This window comes from Tardiphaga sp. P9-11, from assembly GCF_008329525.1.
Taxonomy (GTDB): Bacteria; Pseudomonadota; Alphaproteobacteria; order Rhizobiales; family Xanthobacteraceae; genus Tardiphaga.
Window position 1 is genome coordinate 867181 of sequence record NZ_NPKQ01000001.1, and the last position, 20745, is coordinate 887925.

At 61.9% G+C, this 20745-nt stretch carries 21 protein-coding genes; 15 read left to right on the forward strand and 6 right to left on the reverse strand.

The window, feature by feature from the left end; all coding sequences use genetic code 11:
- Positions 1-96: 96 nt before the first annotated feature.
- Positions 97-1056, reverse strand: a complete 960-nt coding sequence (locus CIW50_RS04000; protein ID WP_502707376.1) for an ABC transporter substrate-binding protein — start codon at positions 1054-1056, stop codon at positions 97-99.
- Between the two features lie 298 nt (positions 1057-1354).
- On the opposite strand from CIW50_RS04000, the gene CIW50_RS04005 reads away from it, so the two are divergent.
- From CIW50_RS04005 to CIW50_RS04020, 4 genes are all read left to right on the forward strand, one after another.
- On the forward strand, positions 1355-1807 hold the full coding sequence (locus CIW50_RS04005; protein ID WP_349636733.1) for a GNAT family N-acetyltransferase: 453 nt from the start codon (positions 1355-1357) through the stop codon (positions 1805-1807).
- A 95-nt stretch (positions 1808-1902) separates the two neighbouring features.
- Complete coding sequence (locus CIW50_RS04010) at positions 1903-2799, forward strand: NAD(P)-dependent oxidoreductase (RefSeq protein WP_149529940.1); 897 nt, start codon at positions 1903-1905, stop codon at positions 2797-2799.
- Between the two features lie 10 nt (positions 2800-2809).
- Positions 2810-3778, forward strand: coding sequence for a D-erythronate dehydrogenase (denD, locus tag CIW50_RS04015; RefSeq protein ID WP_149529941.1), 969 nt, complete (start codon positions 2810-2812; stop codon positions 3776-3778).
- Positions 3779-3793: 15 nt separating this feature from the next.
- Entirely contained in the window at positions 3794-4315 is a 522-nt protein-coding gene (locus CIW50_RS04020; protein WP_149529942.1) for an NUDIX hydrolase, read from the forward strand.
- 10 nt (positions 4316-4325) lie between these two features.
- On the opposite strand, the gene CIW50_RS04025 is transcribed toward CIW50_RS04020, so the two are convergent.
- Entirely contained in the window at positions 4326-5408 is a 1083-nt protein-coding gene (locus CIW50_RS04025) for a methyl-accepting chemotaxis protein (RefSeq protein ID WP_149529943.1), read from the reverse strand.
- 305 nt (positions 5409-5713) lie between these two features.
- Here CIW50_RS04025 and CIW50_RS04030 point away from each other — a divergent pair, with 305 nt between their 5' ends.
- From CIW50_RS04030 to CIW50_RS04055, 6 genes are all read left to right on the forward strand, one after another.
- Positions 5714-6028, forward strand: coding sequence for a hypothetical protein (locus tag CIW50_RS04030; protein WP_149529944.1), 315 nt, complete (start codon positions 5714-5716; stop codon positions 6026-6028).
- Between the two features lie 141 nt (positions 6029-6169).
- A complete protein-coding gene (locus tag CIW50_RS04035) occupies positions 6170-6346 on the forward strand; it encodes a hypothetical protein (RefSeq protein ID WP_246664129.1) in 177 nt (58 codons plus the stop codon).
- 32 nt (positions 6347-6378) lie between these two features.
- Positions 6379-6675 (forward strand): DUF3303 family protein, encoded by a 297-nt coding sequence (locus CIW50_RS04040; RefSeq protein ID WP_149529946.1) that lies wholly within the window; start codon positions 6379-6381, stop codon positions 6673-6675.
- A 123-nt stretch (positions 6676-6798) separates the two neighbouring features.
- Positions 6799-8670 carry a molecular chaperone HtpG gene (htpG, locus tag CIW50_RS04045; protein WP_149529947.1) on the forward strand — a complete coding sequence of 624 codons (1872 nt, stop codon included), beginning with the start codon at positions 6799-6801 and terminating at the stop codon, positions 8668-8670.
- 63 nt (positions 8671-8733) lie between these two features.
- Positions 8734-8955 carry a hypothetical protein gene (locus tag CIW50_RS04050; protein ID WP_149529948.1) on the forward strand — a complete coding sequence of 74 codons (222 nt, stop codon included), beginning with the start codon at positions 8734-8736 and terminating at the stop codon, positions 8953-8955.
- 147 nt (positions 8956-9102) lie between these two features.
- Positions 9103-10311: an ABC transporter substrate-binding protein gene (locus tag CIW50_RS04055; protein WP_149529949.1), complete on the forward strand. Its 1209-nt coding sequence runs from the start codon at positions 9103-9105 to the stop codon at positions 10309-10311.
- Positions 10312-10366: 55 nt separating this feature from the next.
- Here CIW50_RS04055 and CIW50_RS04060 read toward each other — a convergent pair whose 3' ends face one another.
- From CIW50_RS04060 to CIW50_RS04075, 4 genes are read right to left on the reverse strand one after another with little or no spacing between them, the layout of a single operon-like run.
- Positions 10367-11452: a lipocalin-like domain-containing protein gene (locus CIW50_RS04060; protein WP_149529950.1), complete on the reverse strand. Its 1086-nt coding sequence runs from the start codon at positions 11450-11452 to the stop codon at positions 10367-10369.
- Entirely contained in the window at positions 11442-13904 is a 2463-nt protein-coding gene (locus CIW50_RS04065; RefSeq protein WP_149529951.1) for an FtsX-like permease family protein, read from the reverse strand. The genes CIW50_RS04060 and CIW50_RS04065 overlap by 11 nt, the downstream gene beginning before the upstream one ends.
- The gene (locus CIW50_RS04070; protein WP_149529952.1) at positions 13901-14554 is read right to left on the reverse strand and encodes an ABC transporter ATP-binding protein; all 654 of its coding nucleotides are present in this window, start codon (positions 14552-14554) and stop codon (positions 13901-13903) included. The genes CIW50_RS04065 and CIW50_RS04070 overlap by 4 nt, the downstream gene beginning before the upstream one ends.
- Before the next feature lie 48 nt (positions 14555-14602).
- A complete protein-coding gene (locus tag CIW50_RS04075) occupies positions 14603-15817 on the reverse strand; it encodes an MFS transporter (protein WP_149529953.1) in 1215 nt (404 codons plus the stop codon).
- 175 nt (positions 15818-15992) lie between these two features.
- Between CIW50_RS04075 and CIW50_RS04080 the strand changes: the two genes are divergently transcribed.
- From CIW50_RS04080 to CIW50_RS04100, 5 genes are all read left to right on the forward strand, one after another.
- Positions 15993-17246: an ATP-grasp domain-containing protein gene (locus CIW50_RS04080; protein WP_246664130.1), complete on the forward strand. Its 1254-nt coding sequence runs from the start codon at positions 15993-15995 to the stop codon at positions 17244-17246.
- A gap of 98 nt (positions 17247-17344) precedes the next feature.
- Positions 17345-18061, forward strand: a complete 717-nt coding sequence (locus tag CIW50_RS04085; RefSeq protein WP_149529954.1) for a Crp/Fnr family transcriptional regulator — start codon at positions 17345-17347, stop codon at positions 18059-18061.
- A 130-nt stretch (positions 18062-18191) separates the two neighbouring features.
- Entirely contained in the window at positions 18192-19823 is a 1632-nt protein-coding gene (ccoN, locus tag CIW50_RS04090; RefSeq protein WP_149530407.1) for a cytochrome-c oxidase, cbb3-type subunit I, read from the forward strand.
- A 9-nt stretch (positions 19824-19832) separates the two neighbouring features.
- Positions 19833-20567 (forward strand): cytochrome-c oxidase, cbb3-type subunit II, encoded by a 735-nt coding sequence (gene ccoO, locus CIW50_RS04095; RefSeq protein ID WP_149529955.1) that lies wholly within the window; start codon positions 19833-19835, stop codon positions 20565-20567.
- A 12-nt stretch (positions 20568-20579) separates the two neighbouring features.
- Positions 20580-20744 (forward strand): cbb3-type cytochrome oxidase subunit 3, encoded by a 165-nt coding sequence (locus CIW50_RS04100; RefSeq protein ID WP_149529956.1) that lies wholly within the window; start codon positions 20580-20582, stop codon positions 20742-20744.
- The last annotated feature ends 1 nt before the right edge of the window (position 20745 follow it).

Sequence of the window (20745 nt, forward strand, 5' to 3'; positions counted from 1 at the left end):
GTATCTTTCCGTTTCTTGGTCTTGTCGTCCAATGCATTGAGGCCACGCCGCGGGGCGTGGCCTCAGGACATCATACAATGAGTGTCGTGTCTTGCCTTACTGGATCGGCGCGACGATGGTCGGATGCTTGAACTGCATCACGTCCATCTTCGGCAGCATGCCGGCCTCTGTATAGATATCGAGCATCTTCTGCATGGCCGGGAAGTTCGGTGCTGCGCCCGGGTCACGGGCGAAGTCGTTCTCCTTCAGCAGATAGGTCTCCAGCACCGGGATCGGCGCCTTCATGACTTCGTTGACGACCTTCAGCGTTTCCTCGCGGTTGGCCAGCGCCTTCTTCATGCCAAGGGTGATGTCGGCAACATAGGCCTTGGCGAGTTCGGGATTCTTGTCGACGAAATCGGCGCGGCAGGCTTCAAGGATATGCACGATGTTCGGCATCGCTTCGTTCAGCGAGAACAGTTTGCGCGTGCCGCCCTTGGCTTCCATGCGCGCGGCGAACGGCTGGTTCATGTTGATCGCATCGACGCGGCCCTGGCGCAGCGCATCTTCGGAGGCGGCAAAGCCGATCTCGATCAGCTTGATGTCCTTCTCGGGATCGACACCGGCGCCCTTCAGCAGCATCTTGAACGGACCATAAGTACCGCCGCCGATGACCGAAATACCGACATTCTTGCCCTTGAGGTCGGCAATGGTCTTGATAGGCGAGTCATCCTTCACCGCCCAATAGACGGAGAAGCTGCCAGGCTTTTCCGACACGTGCTGCGCGACGATATAGGCCTTGAGGTTACCGCCATTGACGCCGTTGGCGAGCGACAGCACACCCTGTGTGGCGCAATCGAGTGCGCCCGCCGCAAGCGCCTGGGTCATCGGCGAGGTGCCCTGAAACTGGGTCCATTCGATATTGTAGGTCTTGCCGAGATTGGTGAATTCGGTCGGGCGCTTCATCATCCAGTATTTGGATTCTTCGGCTGGAATGGTCCAGCCGACCTTGATCGTGGGAATCGTTTGCGCCTGCGCCGCGCCCGACAGCGCCCCCGCCGCGACAGCCGTCGCCATCAGCCACTTCGAAGAACCCAGCTTCATGCCCGCTCACTCCGTTTGATGATGGCCAGACACGGCCATGAATGGATGATGGCCGGACTCGGCCACTTGGAAAGCCCCGCTGCCTTGAAGCCTTTCATGCTTCAAATATTCTGGCAAGCGCGGTCCATGCTCAACATTCATTCGTGCTGTGGCGCAACAATTAGCAGTCTTGCCAGCGATAATATCACCGTTGCTGCGGGTGCGGGCGCAGCGTAGATAGCTCGCAGATGGCACTTTTGAAGTGATGGCGATGCGAGAAGATAGTGGCGTAGTGCTGAGGGCTGCTCGCGCGGGAGACGGTCAGGTAGTGTTCGACGTGACGCGGCGATCGGTCGAGGGCCTCGCGACGCGCGACTATTCAGCCGAGCAGATTGCGGGCTGGATGGGAGACCGCACGCCCGCCTTCTACGAGACCCTGATTGCCAATGGCCGCATGCTCGTGGCCGAGCGCGACGGAAACGTCGTGGCGTTCGTGGACGCTGATCCCGGCGAAGTCACGCGTCTTTTCATTCTGCCGGAAGCAACGGGGTTGGGGTTGGGCGCCAAGCTGCTGAACATTGGCGTCGATCAGGCCCGATCCGGACATGTCGGCCCCGTCCGGCTGGAAGCCACACTCAATGCCGAGGGATTCTATCGTCGGCACGGCTTCAAGTCAGTGGGGCGAGGGACCTTCTCTCACGGGCTCGGTGGCGATCCCATCGAGATCGTGCATATGGAGCTGTAGCAATCGTCTGCTCAGAACACAGAGCAGCAGCTTCCGGAACAGAGCCAGACTTGTCGAGCGCGTATGGCGCTACGTGCGAATGTAAGGAATTCAGAATGGTGCAAGCAACAAGCGGCAAAGAGAAGCTCGGTTATCTTGGCCTCGGCCTGATGGGAATGCCGATGACGAAACGGCTGCTCGGCGCCGGCTACGATGTGGCCGTCTGGAATCGTTCGCCCGGCAAGGCCAATGCGCTGGTGGACGCCGGCGCGAAAGCGGCCGCTAGCCCGCGCGATGTCGTCGCCCATGCCAGCATCATTTTCATGTGTCTCACCGATGCATCGGCGGTGGAAGAGGTTGTGTTCGGCAACAACGGCCTGTCCGGCACCGATGGCAAGGGCAAGCTCGTCGTCGATTTCTCCTCGATCCATCCGGACAAGACGAGGTCCATTGCGGCACGGTTGAAGGCGGCCAACGGGATGGGCTGGATCGATGCGCCGGTGTCCGGCGGCACCAAGGGTGCGGAGGAAGCCACGCTCGCCATCATGGCCGGCGGCGAGGTCGCCGATGTCGAACGTATCAGGCCCTATATTCTGGCGATGGCGCGTAACTTCACCCATATGGGTCCCACCGGCGCCGGACAGATGACAAAACTCTGCAACCAGGTCATCGTCGGCTGCGCCATGGCGGTGCTGGCCGAAGCGACGCGACTTGCCGTGAATGCTGGTATCGACGCCAAGCGTCTGCCGGAAGCACTCGCCGGCGGCTTTGCAGACTCTATCCCGCTGCAATTGTTCGTGCCGCGCATGGCGCAAGGTATTCACTCGCCGCCGCTCGGGCATATTCATACCATGCTGAAGGATCTCGATACGGTGGTCGATGTGGCGCAGGACACCTCGACGCCGGTACCGATGGCTGCGCTCGCGGCGCAGATTTTCCGCATGGGCAAGGCGGTGCGCGGCGCCGATGCGGACGCGCTCGAGATTTACAAGCTGTCGGCCCCCAGAGAGTGAAGATCAGGGAATGAAGATTCTGGTGATTGGCGCGGCCGGCATGATCGGCCGCAAGCTCTGCGAGCGGTTGCTGAAGGACGGTCATGTCGGTGGCGGCGAAATCGGCGATCTGGCGATGGCCGATGCGGTCCCCGGCGATCTGGTCGGCGCGCGCAGCATCATGGTCGATCTCGCGAAACCGGATGCGCCAGCAGTCCTGTTGGCGTCAAAGCCGGACCTGATCTTCCATCTTGCTGCGGTCGTCTCCGGTGAAGCCGAGCAGAATTTCGACAAAGGCTACGCGGTCAATCTCGACGGCACGCGCAATCTGTTCGAGGCGGTCCGCGCGATGGGTGACGGGTATCGGCCTCGCATCGTCTACACCTCGTCAATCGCGACCTTCGGTGCGCCCTATAACGGGCCGATCGCCGACGATTTCTTTCACACGCCGCTGTCGAGCTACGGTACGCAGAAGGCAATCTGTGAATTGCTGTTGGCGGACTATACGCGGCGCGGCTTCTTCGACGGCATCGGAATTCGCCTGCCGAACATTTGCGTGCGGCCGGGCAAGCCTAACGCGGCTGCTTCGGGCTTCTTCTCCAATATCATCCGGGAGCCACTGGCCGGACGCGAGGCGGTGCTGCCGGTGTCCGACGATGTCGGGCAGACACATGCCAGTCCGCGCGCGACGACGGAATTCCTGCTTCATGGCGCGACGCTCGACAGCGCCAAGCTCGGTGCGCGCCGCACACTGATGATGCCAGGCGTGCGTGCGTCCGTTGCCGAGATGATTGCGGCGCTACGCCGCGTAGCAGGTGACAGTGTTGTGACACGCATTAAGCGCGTGCCCGATCCCGCCGTGATGGCGATTGTCGCGGGGTGGCCCACGATGTTCGATACCAAACGGGCGCTGGCGCTGGGTTTCCAGGCGGAACCAAGCTTCGATTCCATCATTCGTGCTCATATCGAGGATGACCTCGATGGCGTCTTCGGGCGCTAGCGGTTAAGAACAGTCATGGCGCACGATATCATCATGGCGGCGGGAGGCATTGTTGTGCAGCGGGGCGAAACGCCGCTGTTCGCCGTTGTCTGCCTGCGCAAGCGCGGCGACTGGGTACTTCCGAAAGGCAAGCTCGACGACGGCGAGACGCCGCGCGATGCAGCCGAGCGCGAGGTGCTGGAAGAGACCGGCCACAGTGCGTCGGTGCATGACTATCTCGGCGCGCTGGCCTATCCGCTTGGTGAACGCACCAAGGTCGTGCATTTCTGGCATATGGAGGCCGCGCCGCTGCCATCTCGCAAGCTGATGAAGGATATCAGCGAAGTCGCGTGGCTGCCGTTCGACGCTGCGCTGGCGCGGCTGACGCGTAGCCACGAACACGCGTTCCTGGCACAGGTCGGGCCGATGGCGCTGGCGGCCGCACGGACTGATGCGGTCGTGGCCGGCGAGCCGGCTAGGCCGATCACCGCGGGGCCTGTTAGCGAGAAACGCGCAAAGGGTTTCTTTGAGAAGATCAAGGACTGGCTGAACGGCTAGTGCCGTCGTCCTAAGCGCCGCGCATGATCACGCCGTACCAGCCGAGACCTTTGTAAGTCTCATAACCCGGTGTGGCATGAAAGGCGACCAGGCCTCCCGAACGGTCGTGATAGAAGCCGCTGCGGCGTCCGTTCAGGGCCAGCAGGATGCGTTCGGTGAGCAGGCCCTGACCGTCAGAGGAAGCGATCACGCGCAAATTTGAATCCACCAACAGTACGCGGGTCTTGTCGTCATCGACGCGTACGCCTTCGACAATGGCGCGGGCCTGGGCTTCCCAGTTGAAATGAATCGCGAGCACGCCGATGGCGCGGCCATTGGCCTTGCCGCCTTCGCGCACACTGGCGCAATAGGTCGCGACCTGCGCGTTATCCAGAAGCGGCTGACGCTCGACGTCGCCGGCGGTGTAATCGTCGCCGGAGCGTAGCGTGCGTGCGTCGCGAAACCATGCGGTGCCGGCGATGTTCTGGCCACGAACATTGAACCGGTCGCCGCGGCCGCTGGCGATGACATTGCCGTTGAGATCGCACAGCCAGAGATCGAGATAGACGGTGTAGGCGCCGAGAATCACGGCGAACCGCTCGGAGACATGAGCGACGGTGGCGTCATCAGGCGATGCCGCGCAATCGACCGCAGCGGAGTCGGTGGCCCACCAGCGAACATCGCAGGTGCGCTCATAGAGATTTCGATCGATCAGCTCGATGGCGTTGAGGGACAGGTCGACCATGCGTTCGCCGCGCGAGCGTTCGGTCATCTTCTCGATCGACGACATCAGGCTGCCGGTGCGCGCGGTGAGCTGAGATTCCAGATCGCGCGCAATGGTCTCGACCTGCTGGCCGACATTGCGCACTTCCTGCGCCACGACGGCGAAGCCGGCGCCTTGCGCGCCGGCGCGCGAACTTTCGATCAGCGCGTTCAGCGCCAGCATCTTCATCTGGTTGGTGATGTGCTGGATCGACCGGGTCTTCTCGCAGGCGATCTCGTTGACCTCGGCGGTCAATCGTCCGATCAGCGCGGAGATATCGGAGCTGTCGTCGGTCTCTTCAGGCGCATTGGCATGCGCAGAACTGCTGCTGCGATTCATCGCCAAGACCATTGTCGCGTCCCCACTAACAGCAATCGGTTACCTCTCGTTTATCGCTGCGCTATGGTTAATCGCGGCTTAATTTTCCGCGTGGTGGGTTACGGCGCTCTGCACGAATAAGCGGCAGGACTGCGCAGTAGGCACCGTCTCATTCTCATTGCGTCGATCACGCGGGGCGCATTCGCAGGGCGGTGCCCTAACGGTCAAATTAGGGCGTCATTAGGGATGCTTACGCGCGCGCTCCTCGATTGTGTGACGGACAACGTGATATCAACCACACCCGTGCAGGCTCAAAGCTTCATAGCTGAGCCATTGTGATGAGTGTTCTCGAAGACCTGACCGGTGCGACCACGTCGGAGCTATCCGACGAATTGATCTTCCTGATCGCCTCGGCGTCCAGCCCGGAGCAGCGCAAACATGCGGCCGAGCTGTTCCGGTATTTCGCCAAACAGCTCGAATTCGAGGCGTATCGGCGCGGGCAGCAGAGCATGGCCGTTCCACGACTTCCGTCACCGGCCATAATCATCGACGCGGCGCCCGAACCGGACGAGGCGCCGGCGATCCAGCCGTCGGATGACCCGTGCGGGGACCTGTCCGTCAGCCTGATCCCGCAGGTGCGCTGGCAGGATTGACGGCGGCGCGGCAGTTTTACATCAGATCCGTTGCTTCCTACCGATTGGCTTAACTATTCGCTGGCCAAATGCTCCCGAGTGATTCGAGCGTTCCCATAGTGAAAAGCGGGCGTCCCAGTGAGCGTAGTTATTCCTTTCCCCATGCGTGCGGTGGCCCCCCAGGCCGATGAGTGCGAAATTGATCTGCTGAGCGCTGTCGATCTGGCGATCCGCGATCTCCGTGAAATCTCCCAGACCGCCAACGACATCGCGCAGGCACGTGCGCGTGAATGCCTGGCCATGCTGGAAAGCGCCTATGCCGGCGCGCTGCACCGCTGACGCATTCTGATTCAGAGAAGAGAAAATCAGCGATGCTGTTTCTGGTGATCTCGAATCCGCGCGCGGATCGGCCGTCCGATATGGCGGCCACGCGTCAGAGCTTCTGGCCGTGGATGGCCCGCTATCAGGCCTCCGGTATCTGCCAGCACATCTATCCCCGCGTCGGCCGCGGCGCGGTGGCCGTGTTCAAGGTCGATGGCAATGACGTCCTGCATCGCATCCTGAACGAATGGGCCGATATCATTCCGGCCCAATTCGAGGTCTATCCGCTGGTCGATCTCGACGCGACGACCATACTGCTGGCCGCGCAGGTCGCAGCTTCAGAATAGCGTCGTCAGTTGTAGTTCCCAATCGGCCTTTTTCGCGCGGAAACCATCGGTTCGCACCATGGACTCGGCAAATCCGCGTCGCTATATGCGTGATCTCTCCCTTACCAGTATCGGGCACTTTTCATGACGACCACTGACACCGCTGCACCCGTTTCCCAGCCGTTCCAGGCCGAAGTCGCCGAATTGCTGAACCTGATGGTTCACTCGGTCTATTCCGAGACCGACATCTTTCTGCGTGAACTGATTTCCAACGCGTCCGACGCTTGCGACAAGCTGCGCTATGAGGCGATCGCGAATCCCTCGCTGATATCCGACGGCCAGTCGCCCAACATCACCATCGTACCCGATAAGGAAGCCAATACGCTGTCGATCGTCGATACCGGTATCGGCATGGACCGCCAGGAGCTGATCGACAATCTCGGCACCATTGCGAAATCCGGCACCAAGTCGTTCCTGTCGCGGCTGACCGAGGCCAAGGACGGCTCGAACCTGATCGGCCAGTTCGGCGTCGGCTTCTATGCGGCCTTCATGGTCGCCGAAAAGATCGTGGTCACCAGCCATCGCGCAGGCACCCACGATGCCTTCACCTGGACCTCGACCGGCGGCGCCGGTTTTGAGATCGGCCAGGTCGCGGACGCTGCAAGCGTGCCGACCGGCACGTCCATTGTGCTGCATCTGAAAGAAGACGCGAAGAATTATCTCGAGACCTATGAGATCGAGCGCATCGTCGGCGCCTATTCGGACAACATTCAGTTTCCGATCATGCTCAAGGACGGCGATGCCGAGCCGCGGCAGATCAATTCGGCCAGCGCGCTGTGGCAGCGTTCCAAGTCCGAACTAACGCCGGAAGATTACAGCGCGGCCTACAAGTCCATTGCGCATGCCTATGACGAGCCGGCGATGACGCTGCATTACCGCGCCGAGGGTCGTTACTCCTATGCGGTGCTGCTGTTCGCGCCGTCGCAGAAGCCGTTCGACCTGTTCGAGCCGAACCGCAAGGGCCATGTGAAGCTCTATGTGCGCCGCGTCTTTATCACCGACGATGCGGACCTGCTGCCGTCCTATCTACGTTTCATCCGCGGCGTGATCGATGCCGAGGACCTCCCACTGAACCTCTCCCGCGAGATGCTGCAGAACAATCCGCAGCTGGCGCAGATCAGGAAGGCCGTGGCGACGCGCGTGATCGGCGAGCTGGAGACGCTGAGCGAGAAGGACGCCGAGACCTTCGCCAAGATCTGGGACGCCTTCGGCCCGGTGATCAAGGAAGGCATCTATGAAGACTTCGAGCGCCGCGAGAAGCTGCTCGCGCTGTCGCGCTTCACCACGACCTCGGGTGAGAAGCGCTCGCTGAAGGACTATGTCGCGGACCTGAAGCCGAACCAGACCGAGATCTATTATCTGGCCGGTGACAGCCTCGATCGTCTGAAGTCGAATCCGAAACTCGAAGCCGCCAAGTCGCGCGGCATCGAAGTACTGCTGCTGACCGATGCCGTCGATGCGTTCTGGTCGTCGGCCCCGCTCGACTTCGACGGCAAGCCGTTGAAGTCGCTGAGCCAGGGCGAGGTCAATCTCGATCTCATCCCGCGCATCGACGACGAAGCGACCAAGGACGAGCCGAAGACCGAGACCGACGAGGCTGCGACCATCGCCATCATCAAGGATGCGCTTGGCGAGCGTGTCTCCGATGTGAAGGTCTCGACGCGTCTGACGACCTCGGCTTCGTGCCTGGTCGCCGGCGGTGCCGGCCCGGACCGCGAGCTCGAACGCATGCTGGCGATGCAGAACCGCGGTTCGGTCACCAAACCGATCCTCGAAATCAATCTGCGCCATCCGCTGGTGGCCAAGATCGCCGGCGCCGACAAGGCGACCGGCGGCGAGGCGTCGGACATCTCGTTCCTGCTGCTCGAGCAGGCGCAGATTCTCGATGGCGAATTGCCGGAAGATCCTGCGGCGTTTGCAAGCCGTCTCAACCGGCTGGTCCTGCGCGGTTTGTAATCGCCGATCATTCACGGCGCGGGGCATTCGTCCCCGCGCTTTTGATGCCAAGGAACTCCACCCATGAGCACTGTTTTCGAGAAACTCATCGCGAAATATGCCGAGCGTGGCGATTTCGAGCGTTTGACGGCCTACAAGACCGACCGCATGGCCATCCTGAAGAGTATTCAGGATGGCACTTACGAGAAGATGCACCTTATTTCCGACGCCGATCCGGTGTCGATGGTCGCCGAAATCGAGCGGGAACTGGCCTGTATCGAAGCGGCGTTGAAGAAGCAGCATTAGCCGAGTGCGTTGCAGCACGTGCGAGACGGGTTGCGCTCCGTGATGACGCAAAGCTGATCTGCAAATTCTGTCTAGGCCGAAAGATTATCTGGTTCGGCCTCCGCTTCTAAAATAGCGTGCGCCCAAATTAAAATCTGGGAGGCATTGATGAAATTTGGACTGTTGTCGACGGCTGCTTTGTGCAGTCTTCTCTTCGCGACATCCGCTTTTGCGCAGCAAGGCGCAAACCAGGCGGTCAAGATCGGCATTCTCAACGACCAGTCCGGTGTTTACGCTGACTACGGCGGCAAATATTCGGTCGAAGCCGCCAAGATGGCGATCGAGGATTTCGGCGGGGAAGTGCTCGGCAAGAAGATCGAACTGATCACCGCCGATCACCAGAACAAGCCTGATCTCGCCGTCTCGATCGCGCGCCGCTGGTATGACGTCGAAGGCGTCGACATGATCACCGAACTCACCACCTCCTCGGTGGCGCTCGCGGTACAGGAACTCTCGGCACAGGAAAAGAAGATCGACATCGTGGTGGGCGCGGCCTCATCGCGGGTGACCGGCGATGCCTGTACGCCCTATGGCTTTCACTGGTCGTTCGATACGCGAGCATTGGGTGTCGGCACCGGTGGCGCGCTGACAGAGGCCGGTGGTGACACCTGGTTCTTCCTCACGGCTGACTACGCCTTCGGTTATTCGCTGGAGAAGGACACCGGCGACATCGTGAAATCGAAGGGCGGCAAGGTGCTCGGTGCCGTCAGGCATCCGCTGAACTCGTCTGACTTCTCGTCGTTCTTGCTGCAGGCTCAGGCTTCCAAGGCCAAGGTCATCGGCCTGGCCAATGCTGGTCTCGATACAACGAATGCCGTGAAGCAGGCCGCCGAATTCGGCATCGTCGCCGGCGGTCAGAAGCTCGCCGGTCTCCTACTCACGCTCGCCGAAGTGAACGGCCTCGGGTTGCAGGCCGCCCAGGGCCTAGTGCTGACGGAATCGTTCTATTGGGACCGCGACGACAAATCGCGTGAATTCGCCGATCGCTTCTTCAAGCGCACCCAGCGTATGCCCAACATGATCCAGGCTGGCACCTATTCGTCGACGCTGTCTTATCTGAAGGCGGTGAAGGCGGCCGGCACGAAGGATTCCGAAGCGGTGGTGAAGAAGCTGAAGGAGCTTCCGGTCGATGACGCCTTCGCGCAGGGCGGCAAGGTGCTCGCCAATGGCCGTATGGTGAAGGACCTCTATCTGTTCGAGGTCAAGAAGCCGTCGGAATCCAAGAAGCCCTGGGACTACTACAAGCAGCTTGCTGTGGTCCCCGGCGACAAGGCCTATCCGAGCGCCAAGGATAGCGGCTGCCCGCTGATGAAGTAAGCTTCGCTTCTTAACCTCTCCCCGCTTGCGGGGAGAGGTTAAGAAAACAGCGTCTTCAATATCCCGTCATCTCCAGATAACCAACGCCACTATGGCTTCCCGTGAAGCTCACCGGCCCTTCCCAGTACGGGAAGCTCGTCGTCATCCAGCTCTTGGCATTCAGCGGCGAGGTTGCGATCTGTAATCCGCGCGATGCGATCGATACCTTCCATGACGTAGGGATCCTGCGACCGGCGATCTCTGTCATGACAGTCGGCGTCATATCTATGGTGCCTGAGGCAAGCTGTTCTGATTTTCCGTCCGCGGTGATCCAGTTGCCGGCAAAATAATGTGCGCCATCTTTTTGCCTGAGACGAAACAGCATCAGCTTCGCATTGTCAGGCAGATGCAGTGAGAACCAGTCCCAGCCGGTCTGGTCCGATGCGAGCGGCTGGCTCGAATATTCCCTGTCCATCCAGGCGTGGCCGGTGACGGCGATCTCCTTGCCGTCGACGGCTAGCATGCCTTGCGCGGTGAAGTACGGCTGGCTGTAATAATACGACGCCTGTCCGCGTTCCGACTTACGGCTGTAGCCGTTGTCGCCCTGCAGTACGAGTGGCTGCCTGGCATCGAGGCGCAGGCGGTAGCTGAAATCCGCTGACGATGCCGACACATCGAGCGGCGCAACTGTCTTGTCGTCGAAGTTCTCAAGCTCGCGCATTTCCCATGCATCGATCCATGCACGGAACGGCGTTATCGTGACACCGGTTTGACCGACGCCGCCGCGGGCAAAGGTTTCGGTCGCATGATGCGTCGTCGCCGATGTCACCGCTGCATGGCCCATCCAGATCTGCGGCGTCGCCCAGCCGTCGCCTTCTGCGCCCGCCGCCATCGCCTGACGAAACAGCGTCCACTGTGCGCCATAGGCATTGCCTGATGCGTCCGCGAGATTGGCGGTGAGGTACCACCACTCGATGCGGAAGTCCGAATGCGGGCCGTGATCGGCCGGAAAGGCGAGGGGGCGTCCGGGCACGACGCTGGCAAAGCCTTCGGCGTCGCGGCCGAGGCCGGCAAAGCCTTGGGCGAATGCGCGTGAACCGCCGAGGCCGAGCAATGCGGCGGCGCCGATCAAGCTACGACGTGTGAGCAAGCTATCGTTCATTGGCGAACACCTTCACCAGCGTGGTTGGTTGCATGCGCAGCAGCTTCATGATCGGCAGCAGAGCTGCGAGCAGCGAGGCCAGAATGGCGACGCAGAGCAGCTGGATGAGTTGCAACGGAAACACATGGAATGGCAGGCGCCAGCCAAATGCCTTCACATTGACGATAGCGATGAGACACCAAGCCACCAGGAGGCCGAGTGGCAGCGCCAGCAGTGAGGTAATCAAGGCGACCGACAGCGTCTTTAGTAATTCGATGCCGGCCAGACGCCGGCGCGTGATACCGATGGCCCAGAGCGGCGCCAGCTGGGGCAGGCGCGAATTGCTCAATGTGAGCAGGCTGGTGAGCAGCGCAACTCCGGCGACGCCGAGCGTGAAGGCGTTGAGCGCGGCCGTCACCGCGAAGGTGCGATTGAAGATCGCCTGTGACTCCGATTTCACCGTCGTCTGATCGGCGAGATTGCGACCATCAAGGCCGAAGCGGGTACGAATGGCTGTGATCAGCGCCGGCACATCCCCAGGCGTCACGCGCAGGCCCATGCGGGTCTGCGAAATGTCAGGGAAATGTTTGACCAGTGCATCCACGTTGACGCCGATCTGTCCTTTCGGATTACCGTAATCCGCATAGATCGCCACGACGTCGAGCGGCCAGTTGCCGGTCGGCGTCGGCACGTCGAGATGGTCACCGAGTTTGAGCTTCATGCGCAGCGAGAGTTGTTCGCTGATAAGCGCCCCGTCGCCGGTGCGCACGCGATCCCATGCATTGCTGGTGGAATCCAGCAGTGGCCATTGATCGCGATAGGTGGCGTGATCGGCGAAGCCGAGAAGCTCGATCGGCGCACCGTTGAACTGCACGTCGGTGCGGCTGCCGGGCAGAACTGCCTGCACGTCGGGGCGGGTCTTCAGCCAGGTCTTGATCTCGCTTGCCTGCTTCTCGCTCGCCGCGTTCAGATAGATCTCGGACGCCAGCCGCCCGTCGAGCCATCCCGTAAAGGTGCGGCTGAAACTCTCCACCATGGTGCCGACGCCGACATTGACGGCGAGCGCCAGCAGCAGTGCCATCAGCGCCAGCGACAGGCCGGAAAGCTGCAGTCGGCTGTCGGCCCAGAACCATGTGATGAGCGGGCGTCGCGTGCTGCGTTCACCGCCGGCAAGGACGATGCCGAGGATGACCGGCAATGCGAGCGCCGCGCCGAGCAACAATGCGGCAAGCACGAAGAAGCCGGCAATCAGTGAATCGCCAAGCCAGAGCGCGAGCCCGGCAGCGATGAACACGAGCAATGCGCCCGTGCCTTGCAGCCGCAGCCAGCGATGCTGTGCCTGTTGCCAGGCATAGGGTTGCGCGGTGGCGAGTAGGGGGAGACGGACAGCTTTCAGCAGGCTCGATGTTGCCGCCAGCAGCGCGCCGATGATGGAAATCGCGAGACCAGCGAACCACCATTCGGGCTTTAGTGTAAGTTGCCCCGGGATTTGCGCGCCATAGAGCCCGCGCAGGCTGGCCGCAACATCGGGCAGCAGCGATGCGGCAATGAAATAGCCGCAGACGAGACCGATGACGCCGGCGATCAGTGCAATGCTGACAAGCTCCAGCACCAGCACGCTGTTGAGCTGTCGCGCCGAGACGCCGCAGGCGCGTAGCGTGCGCAGCATGGGTAGTCGTTGTTCGAAGCCGAGGCCGACGGCGGAATTGACGATGAACAGGCCGACGAAGAAGGACAGCAGGCCGAAGGCGGTGAGGTTGAGATGAAAGCTGTCCGTGAGACGCTCCAGATCGGTCTCTGCATCCGGCTGCACCAATCGCAACTGATTGCCGGTGACGCTCTCGAGCGATGCGCGAGGACCCTTGGTGCTGCCGATCAGCAGGCGCGAGATCTGGTTCGGCATCTTCATCAGCTTCTGCGCAATACCGATATCGACGACCACCACACCGGGCGCGAGCTGCGGCTGCAGTTTCAGCGGCGGTAGCGGTGTGCCGTCACTGAGCGCAGGCGTTGCGCCTTCGGTGAGGCCGAGGCTGGCCAGCGTTTCCAGTGCAATCAACGCCTGACCGGGCGGCGTGAGAAACGCCTGCGCGCCGGTCCTGCCGATTTCCGTCGCAGCGCTGGCTTCGATAGGCATCGTGACAGGCTCGATACCAAGCAGGCGCACCGAGCGGCCGCCGATTTGCGCGCGGCCTTCGACGACGGGCGAGACCGGCCAGCTGGCGCGGCGCAGATCGACGAAGAGTTGCTGTGCAAACGCACCGCCGCTGGTGGCGACCAGCATCGGCGTGCGTGTGCCGCCGAACGCCGCCGCGGCGCGGTCATAGCTAGTGCGGGCCTGCTGGTTCAGCGCCTGTATGCCGCTCCAAAGCGCGGTAGCAGCGATCAGGCCGATCAGGAGCGTCGCGAACTGCATCGGATGCCGGCGCCAGTGGCTGAGCAGCACGGCGAGGATCCAGAGCGCGCGTTTCACGCGATCAGTCCGGCATGGAGGTGGACGTGGCGATCCAGCGTGGCGGCGAGACGCACGCTATGGGTCACCATCAGGAAACCACAGCCGGTGCGCGCGACCAGATCGCGCGCGAGCTTTAAGACTTCGTCAGCCGTGTCCTCGTCGAGATTGCCGGTGGGTTCATCGGCAAGCAGCAGCAGCGGTTTCGAGGCCAGCGCACGGCCGATGGCGACGCGCTGCTGCTGGCCGCCGGAGAGCTGTTCGGGATAGCGCTTGAGCAACGCGCCGAGGCCGAGGCGTTCGATGAGCTCGCTTTGCCAGGCCGCGTCATGCTTGCCGGAAATGCGCGACTGAAATGCCAGATTATCGGCGACCGACAGCGACGGGATGAGGTTGAACTGCTGGAATACGAGGCCGAGTCGGTGCCGGCGCAGGGCCGCGCGCGCGGAATCGGTCAGGCCGGTGATGGTGATCTCGCCAAGCTGAATGGCTCCACTGTCAGCTTCATCCAGACCGGCGATCAGATGCAGTAGCGTGCTCTTGCCGCTGCCGGATTCGCCGGTCAGCGCCACGCTTTCACCTGCGGCGATGTCGAGATCGACGCCGCGCAGCACCGCGACTAGTTCCTGGGCCGAGCGATAGGATTTGGTGAGATGGCGAACCGTGAGCATGCGGAGCCATCATAACAGAAGCACATCGCCTGCGCGATGACGCCGACGTTACCGCTTACGTTCCGACACCAGCGCCAGCAGCACGGTCGCCGCCATGAAACAGGCAGAGGCGCCGAACACCCAATGCGGCAATGCGTGGTCCATGAACCAGCCGAATAGAATCGGGCTGATAATGCCGCCGAAATTGAACCCGGTGGAGACGATGCCGAAGGCGCGGCCGGCAGCCCCGGGCGGGGCAGCCTCGCGCACCAGCATGTCGCGCGACGGCGTCAGCACGCCGCCGAGGAAGCCGGCGGTGGCCATGGCCGCGACGATCACCGGCGTCGGCAAGGTGAACACTGCGATGGCGCAGATGATGATAGCATTGACGGTGAAACACACCGCGGCAACGCGGCTGTGATGCCGGGTGCGATCGGCGAGCCAGCCGCCGGCCAGCACGCCGATCGCGCTGGCGGCGAGGAAGGCGGTCAGCGCGATATTCGCCGATGACAGCGTGGCGCCGTAGCCGTTCATCAGCGCGACGATGCCGAAACTGTTGATGCCGTTCTGCGACAGTGACAGCAGCGTGAAGAACAGCGTCAACATCAGGATCGCCGGGGTCATCATGCTGACCTTCGGCGACTCGGCGCCATTGGCGGCGTCGCCATCAGCCATCGCGCCGGCATCGGGGATACCGACCACGACCAGCATCAGTGCTATGACCACGCCGATCCCGCCGGCCACGATCAACGCGCCGCGACCGCCGATGCCGACCAGCAGCGCAGCCATCAGCGGAGGCGCGACGGCGCCGCCAACAAAGCCGGCAAAGGTATGGATCGAAAATGCGCGGCCCATCTTCGACTCGTCCATATGGGCGGCGAGGATGGCGTAATCGGCCGGGTGATAGACGCTGTTGGCGAGGCCGAGCAGCGCGGCGCAGATAATCAGCGCGGGATAGCTCAGCAACAGGCCGAGCGCGATCAGTGCGCAGCCGCCGAGCATGACGCCGAGGATCAGGATCTTGCGCGCGCCGATGCGATCGACGAGATAGCCGATCGGTGCCTGGGTGAGGCCGGACACAACGGCGAAGGTGGTCAGCGCGAAACCGAGTTCGATATAGCCAACGCCGAGCCGATCCTTCAGGAACGGGAACAGCATCGGCAGCACGAAGATGTGGAAGTGACTGACCCAATGCGCGGTGGAGATCGCCGTCAGCGTGCGCGTCGCCGAAGGGGCGTGGTCGCGCGACGCCAAATGCGAGGTCGAGGCCGGAATATCGACCATATGCGTTTCCACCCAAGGCGGCTGACGGCCGCTTGTTGCAGCCTCGAAAAGATGCGTTATGCCTACGTTCGCAGCAGGTTAAAGTCCATGAGCGCTGCGACATGCAGGAGTTGCGGCTCATGCAGGGCGGCATCCGGACGCGCGACGGCGGTCTGATAATGCGACATGATTGGGCATGATGACGGGGCGCCCGAATTTTAGGCCGCTGCGCATCCTGCTGTCGGAAGGTACCAGCACCTCCGCGCGGGAAGCGGTCACCGTGCTCGGGCTCGCCGGCCATGTGGTGGATGTCTGCGATCCCGCAACGGCCGGGCTGGCGCGGTTCTCGCGATTTGCCCGGTCCTATCATCGCTGCCCGGGAATGCGCGACGATCCCGGCGGCTTCCTGCGCTTCATCGAAGGCTTGCTGGCGGAGCGCCGCTATGACGTGCTGCTGCCGATCCACGAGCAGGGCTTTCTGTTCGCGAAGGTACAGGCGCGGCTGGCGGCGCGGACGGGCCTCGCGCTGCCGTCCTTCGAGAATTACCGGACGGCGCATAGCAAGGCAGGCTTCAGCCGGATGCTAAGTCAGCTTGGTCTGCCGCAGCCGGAGACGTGGATCGTCTCCAGCGCCGATGCGCTCCGGGATGCTGTTCGTTATCCATGCGTCATCAAGACGGCGATCGGCACCGCCGGCCGTGGCGTCTGGATGGTGCGCGACGATGCTGACCTTGCGGCGACAACGGTGGAACTGGAGTCCGGCAACGGCTTTGCCGGCGAGGTACTTGTGCAGGCGCTTGTCGCGGGCGCAACCGAGAAGGCGCAGGGCGTGTTCTGTCATGGCGAGTTGATCGGCTTTCACGCCTATCGCCAAATCATGGAGGGCGCCGGCGGCGGCGATGCCATCAAACGCAGTGCAAGACGCGATCGCGTGCGCGACGATCTCGCGGCCATTGGCCGGCATCTCGCCTGGCACGGCGCGCTGTCGATCGATTTCATCATGCCCCATGACGGCAGCGGACCGCTCTATGTTGATTGCAATCCGCGACTGGTGGAGCCGATGGCGGCGTATCTCGCCGGCGTCGATCTGGTCGACCCCTTGCTGCGTGTCTCGCTCGGCGAAACGCCGGAAGTCGCGCCAGCGACGCGCGAAGGTGTCATCACGCATCAGGCGATGCAGGCGTTGCTCGGCGGGGCGCAGCGCGGTGGTGCTAGGCGCGATCTGTTGCGCATCTGCCGCGATATCTGGTGCCAACGTGGCGACTATGGCGGCAGTACGGAAGAACTCACGCCGGTGCACATGGACTGGATCAGCTCCATACCGCTGGTGATGACCGCGTTGTTGCTGCTGGTGTCGCCGAGGCTGTCGCATGTGCTGGTGAAGCGGGGGTGGGGCGCGCATCTGCTAGATGCCAGGACGGTTGCGGTCATCGAAAGCGAGACATTCTAGCAGCCACGAACGCACGGATTGATGTGTATCAATGCGCGTCGGTGTTGCCCGGCTACCCTAAAGTGCCCGCAACCCTGCGAGGTCGACAGAAACCCGGGATGCGTATGACAAAGCTGATGGCTGCATCGTCTTTCGCGACGCCCTGTGCGAATGCGGCTGCGCAGCCGGTCGGCTTTCTGGAGCGTCTGGGGGGCACGGATCAGCGCCAGTTGATGGCCCTCGGTGAACGGGTGGCGTACGCGGCCCAGGACATTCTGTTCAAGCAGGGCATGCCCGCCGGCAGGTGCTTCAGCGTGGTCGAGGGGCTGGTTTGCCTTTACAGAACCGAACTCAACAGCCGCCGCCAGATCACCGGCTTCGCGCTGCCGGGCGATATCCTGGAGATCGCTACGCAGGGACACCATGACGTGTCGGCCGCAGCCATCGGCCCTGCGCTGGTCTGGGAAATCCCGCGTGAAAAATTCGCGCTATTCGCCAGCCACCGGCCCTATGTCCTGAGCGAGATAGTCACGCTGATGGCGGCCGAGATCGCTGACGCGCATGACAAGATGTTCTCACTCGGTCGCCGCGCGGCCGAAGAAAAGCTCACCGTGTTTCTGACGTCCTGGCGCGATCGGCTGGTGCGGCTTGGGCGCGATGTCGATCTGCTGCCGGTGCCGATGAGCCGGCGGGATATCGCCGATCATCTCGGTCTCACCGTCGAGACGGTGTGCCGGACGCTGGCCAAACTCGAACGGCGCGGCGTCCTCGAAATCTTGCCCGGGCGAATCCGGCTGCTGGATAGCGAAGCTGCTGCAGCTCCCGCTTTCGCCTGAAGCGTCGCGCGCGCACGGCGTTCTCCTGTTTTTTTGATTTCAATCAATTCGCCGAGTGCAGCGCCGTGATTGATGGAGGCGTGTTCGGGGAAGAATCATCATGACGAAGCAGACTGACAGCGTGAAGTGGATGACGATCGGCGAGGCCGGTCTGACCATGATCCTCGCGGCAACTGTGTTTCTCTCCATCATCGCCGCAGCCAAGGCAGAGGATACAGCCTACGCCTTTCATGTGACGCTGGCGGGTTTCGCGAGCCTCGCTTCCATCTTTGTCATCCTCAATCGCTATTTCGGGCGCGGCGATCTGCCGCCGCAGGAGATCGGCGGGCGCCCGAATTACAATTTCGGTCCGATCAAATTCGCCGCGGCGGCGTCTGTGTTCTGGGGCATCGCCGGCTTCACGGTGGGCCTGCTGATCGCCATGCAACTCGCTTGGCCGGATCTGAATTTCAACCTGCCCTGGACTAGTTTCGGTCGCTTGCGACCGCTGCATACGTCGGCTGTCGTGTTCGCCTTCGGCGGCAATGGGCTGATCGCGACATCATTCTTCGTGGTGCAAAAGACTTGTCGTGCTCGTCTCGCCGGCGATTTGTCGCCGTGGTTCGTGGTGCTCGGCTATAATTTCTTCATCGTCATTGCCGGTACCGGTTATCTGCTGGGTGTTACGCAGTCCAAGGAATATGCCGAACCGGAATGGTATGCCGATCTCTGGCTGACCATCGTGTGGGTGACCTATCTGCTGGTGTTCCTGATGACGCTGGTCAAGCGCAAGGAACCGCACATCTTCGTCGCCAACTGGTTCTATCTCGCTTTCATTGTCACCATTGCGGTGCTGCATCTCGGCAACAACCCGGCGCTGCCCGTCTCGGTCTTCGGCTCCAAGTCCTATGTCGCCTGGGGAGGCGTGCAGGATGCGATGTTCCAGTGGTGGTATGGCCACAACGCGGTGGGCTTCTTCCTCACCGCGGGCTTCCTCGCCATCATGTATTACTTCATCCCGAAGCGCGCCGAGCGGCCGGTCTATTCCTATCGCCTGTCTATCGTGCATTTCTGGGCGATCATCTTCCTCTACATCTGGGCTGGCCCGCATCATCTGCACTACTCGGCATTGCCCGACTGGACGCAGACGCTCGGCATGACCTTCTCGATCATGCTGTGGATGCCCTCCTGGGGCGGCATGATCAACGGCCTGATGACTCTGTCCGGCGCGTGGGACAAGCTGCGCACCGATCCTGTGCTGCGCATGCTGGTGGTGTCGGTGGCGTTCTACGGTATGGCGACCTTCGAAGGTCCGCTGATGTCGATCAAGGTGGTCAACTCGCTCAGCCATTACACCGACTGGACCATCGGCCATGTGCATTCCGGTGCGCTCGGCTGGGTCGGCTTCGTGTCCTTCGGCGCGCTGTACTGCCTGGTGCCGTGGCTGTGGAATCGCAAAGGGCTCTACAGCCTGAAGCTCGTCGAGTGGCACTTCTGGATCGCGACGCTGGGCATCGTTCTCTACATCTCGGCGATGTGGGTGTCGGGCATCCTGCAAGGCCTGATGTGGCGCGCCTACACATCGCTGGGCTTCCTTGAATATTCCTTCATCGAAAGCGTCGAGGCGATGCATCCATTCTACATCATCCGCGCAGCTGGTGGCGGATTGTTCTTGATCGGCGCGCTGATCATGGCCTGGAATTTGTGGATGACCGTGCGCGTCGGTGAAGCCGAAGAGGGCGCACTGTCGACCCCCGGCGCCACGTTGCAGCCGGCTGAGTGAGGATCAATCATGTCTTTCTGGAGCCGGCACCAAATCTTCGAGAAGAATTCGATCGTCCTGATCGTGGGGATCACTCTCGTCATCGCCATCGGCGGCATCGTTGAGATCGCGCCGCTGTTTTATCTCAAGAGCACCATCGAGGCTGTCGACGGCATGCGGCCTTACACGCCGCTCGAACTGGCGGGACGCAACGTCTATGTGCGTGAGGGGTGCTATCTCTGTCATTCGCAGATGGTGCGGCCGCTGCGCGACGAGGTCGAGCGCTACGGACATTACTCGCTGGCGGCGGAGAGCATGTATGACCATCCGTTCCAGTGGGGCTCGAAGCGCACCGGCCCGGATCTCGCCCGTGTCGGTGCCAAATATTCCGACGAGTGGCACGTCACGCATTTGAGCAATCCACGCTCCATCGTGCCGCAATCGGTGATGCCGTCCTACAAGTTCCTAGCCGAGGCGTCCGTCAGCACCCAGAATATCGCCGATCATCTGCGCACCAATCGCGCTGTTGGCGTGCCCTATACGGACGAGCAGATCGCCAATGCGGTGGCCGACCTGAAGACCCAGGCCGATCCGGACAATGGCGACACCGATGCCCTGCTCAAGCGCTACCCGAAGTCGGTAGCGCGCAACTTCGATGGCCAGCCCGGCATGCCCACCGAGATGGATGCACTGGTCGCCTATTTGCAGATGCTGGGCACCCTCGTCGACTTCAAGCTCTACAACGAAAAAGCAAACCTCCGCTGAGGAGATGGAAGTATGCGCGCAATCCTGACCGTCGAGAACTTCGCGTCGAACCTCGTCCTCACATTCTGGACGCCGGTGTTCGTCGGAATCTTTATCGCAATTCTGACTTACGCATTGTGGCCCCGCAACAAGGCGATGTTTGACGCGGCATCGCGTCAGCCGTTGCGAGAGGATTGAT

What these genes read in the sequence shown, in the direction of transcription:
- CIW50_RS04060 (WP_149529950.1), bottom strand. Translation starts at nt 11,452, where the DNA reads ATGAACGATAGCTTGCTCACACGTCGTAGCTTGATCGGCGCCGCCGCA.
- CIW50_RS04050 (WP_149529948.1), top strand. Translation starts at nt 8,734, where the DNA reads ATGAGCACTGTTTTCGAGAAACTCATCGCGAAATATGCCGAGCGTGGC.
- CIW50_RS04020 (WP_149529942.1), top strand. Translation starts at nt 3,794, where the DNA reads ATGGCGCACGATATCATCATGGCGGCGGGAGGCATTGTTGTGCAGCGG.
- CIW50_RS04055 (WP_149529949.1), top strand. Translation starts at nt 9,103, where the DNA reads ATGAAATTTGGACTGTTGTCGACGGCTGCTTTGTGCAGTCTTCTCTTC.
- CIW50_RS04000 (WP_502707376.1), bottom strand. Translation starts at nt 1,056, where the DNA reads ATGGCGACGGCTGTCGCGGCGGGGGCGCTGTCGGGCGCGGCGCAGGCG.
- CIW50_RS04080 (WP_246664130.1), top strand. Translation starts at nt 15,993, where the DNA reads ATGATGACGGGGCGCCCGAATTTTAGGCCGCTGCGCATCCTGCTGTCG.
- CIW50_RS04030 (WP_149529944.1), top strand. Translation starts at nt 5,714, where the DNA reads ATGAGTGTTCTCGAAGACCTGACCGGTGCGACCACGTCGGAGCTATCC.
- CIW50_RS04075 (WP_149529953.1), bottom strand. Translation starts at nt 15,817, where the DNA reads ATGGTCGATATTCCGGCCTCGACCTCGCATTTGGCGTCGCGCGACCAC.
- CIW50_RS04025 (WP_149529943.1), bottom strand. Translation starts at nt 5,408, where the DNA reads ATGGTCTTGGCGATGAATCGCAGCAGCAGTTCTGCGCATGCCAATGCG.
- ccoO (WP_149529955.1), top strand. Translation starts at nt 19,833, where the DNA reads ATGTCTTTCTGGAGCCGGCACCAAATCTTCGAGAAGAATTCGATCGTC.
- CIW50_RS04010 (WP_149529940.1), top strand. Translation starts at nt 1,903, where the DNA reads ATGGTGCAAGCAACAAGCGGCAAAGAGAAGCTCGGTTATCTTGGCCTC.
- CIW50_RS04040 (WP_149529946.1), top strand. Translation starts at nt 6,379, where the DNA reads ATGCTGTTTCTGGTGATCTCGAATCCGCGCGCGGATCGGCCGTCCGAT.
- CIW50_RS04070 (WP_149529952.1), bottom strand. Translation starts at nt 14,554, where the DNA reads ATGCTCACGGTTCGCCATCTCACCAAATCCTATCGCTCGGCCCAGGAA.
- CIW50_RS04035 (WP_246664129.1), top strand. Translation starts at nt 6,170, where the DNA reads ATGCGTGCGGTGGCCCCCCAGGCCGATGAGTGCGAAATTGATCTGCTG.
- ccoN (WP_149530407.1), top strand. Translation starts at nt 18,192, where the DNA reads ATGACGATCGGCGAGGCCGGTCTGACCATGATCCTCGCGGCAACTGTG.
- CIW50_RS04100 (WP_149529956.1), top strand. Translation starts at nt 20,580, where the DNA reads ATGCGCGCAATCCTGACCGTCGAGAACTTCGCGTCGAACCTCGTCCTC.
- CIW50_RS04085 (WP_149529954.1), top strand. Translation starts at nt 17,345, where the DNA reads ATGCGTATGACAAAGCTGATGGCTGCATCGTCTTTCGCGACGCCCTGT.
- htpG (WP_149529947.1), top strand. Translation starts at nt 6,799, where the DNA reads ATGACGACCACTGACACCGCTGCACCCGTTTCCCAGCCGTTCCAGGCC.
- denD (WP_149529941.1), top strand. Translation starts at nt 2,810, where the DNA reads ATGAAGATTCTGGTGATTGGCGCGGCCGGCATGATCGGCCGCAAGCTC.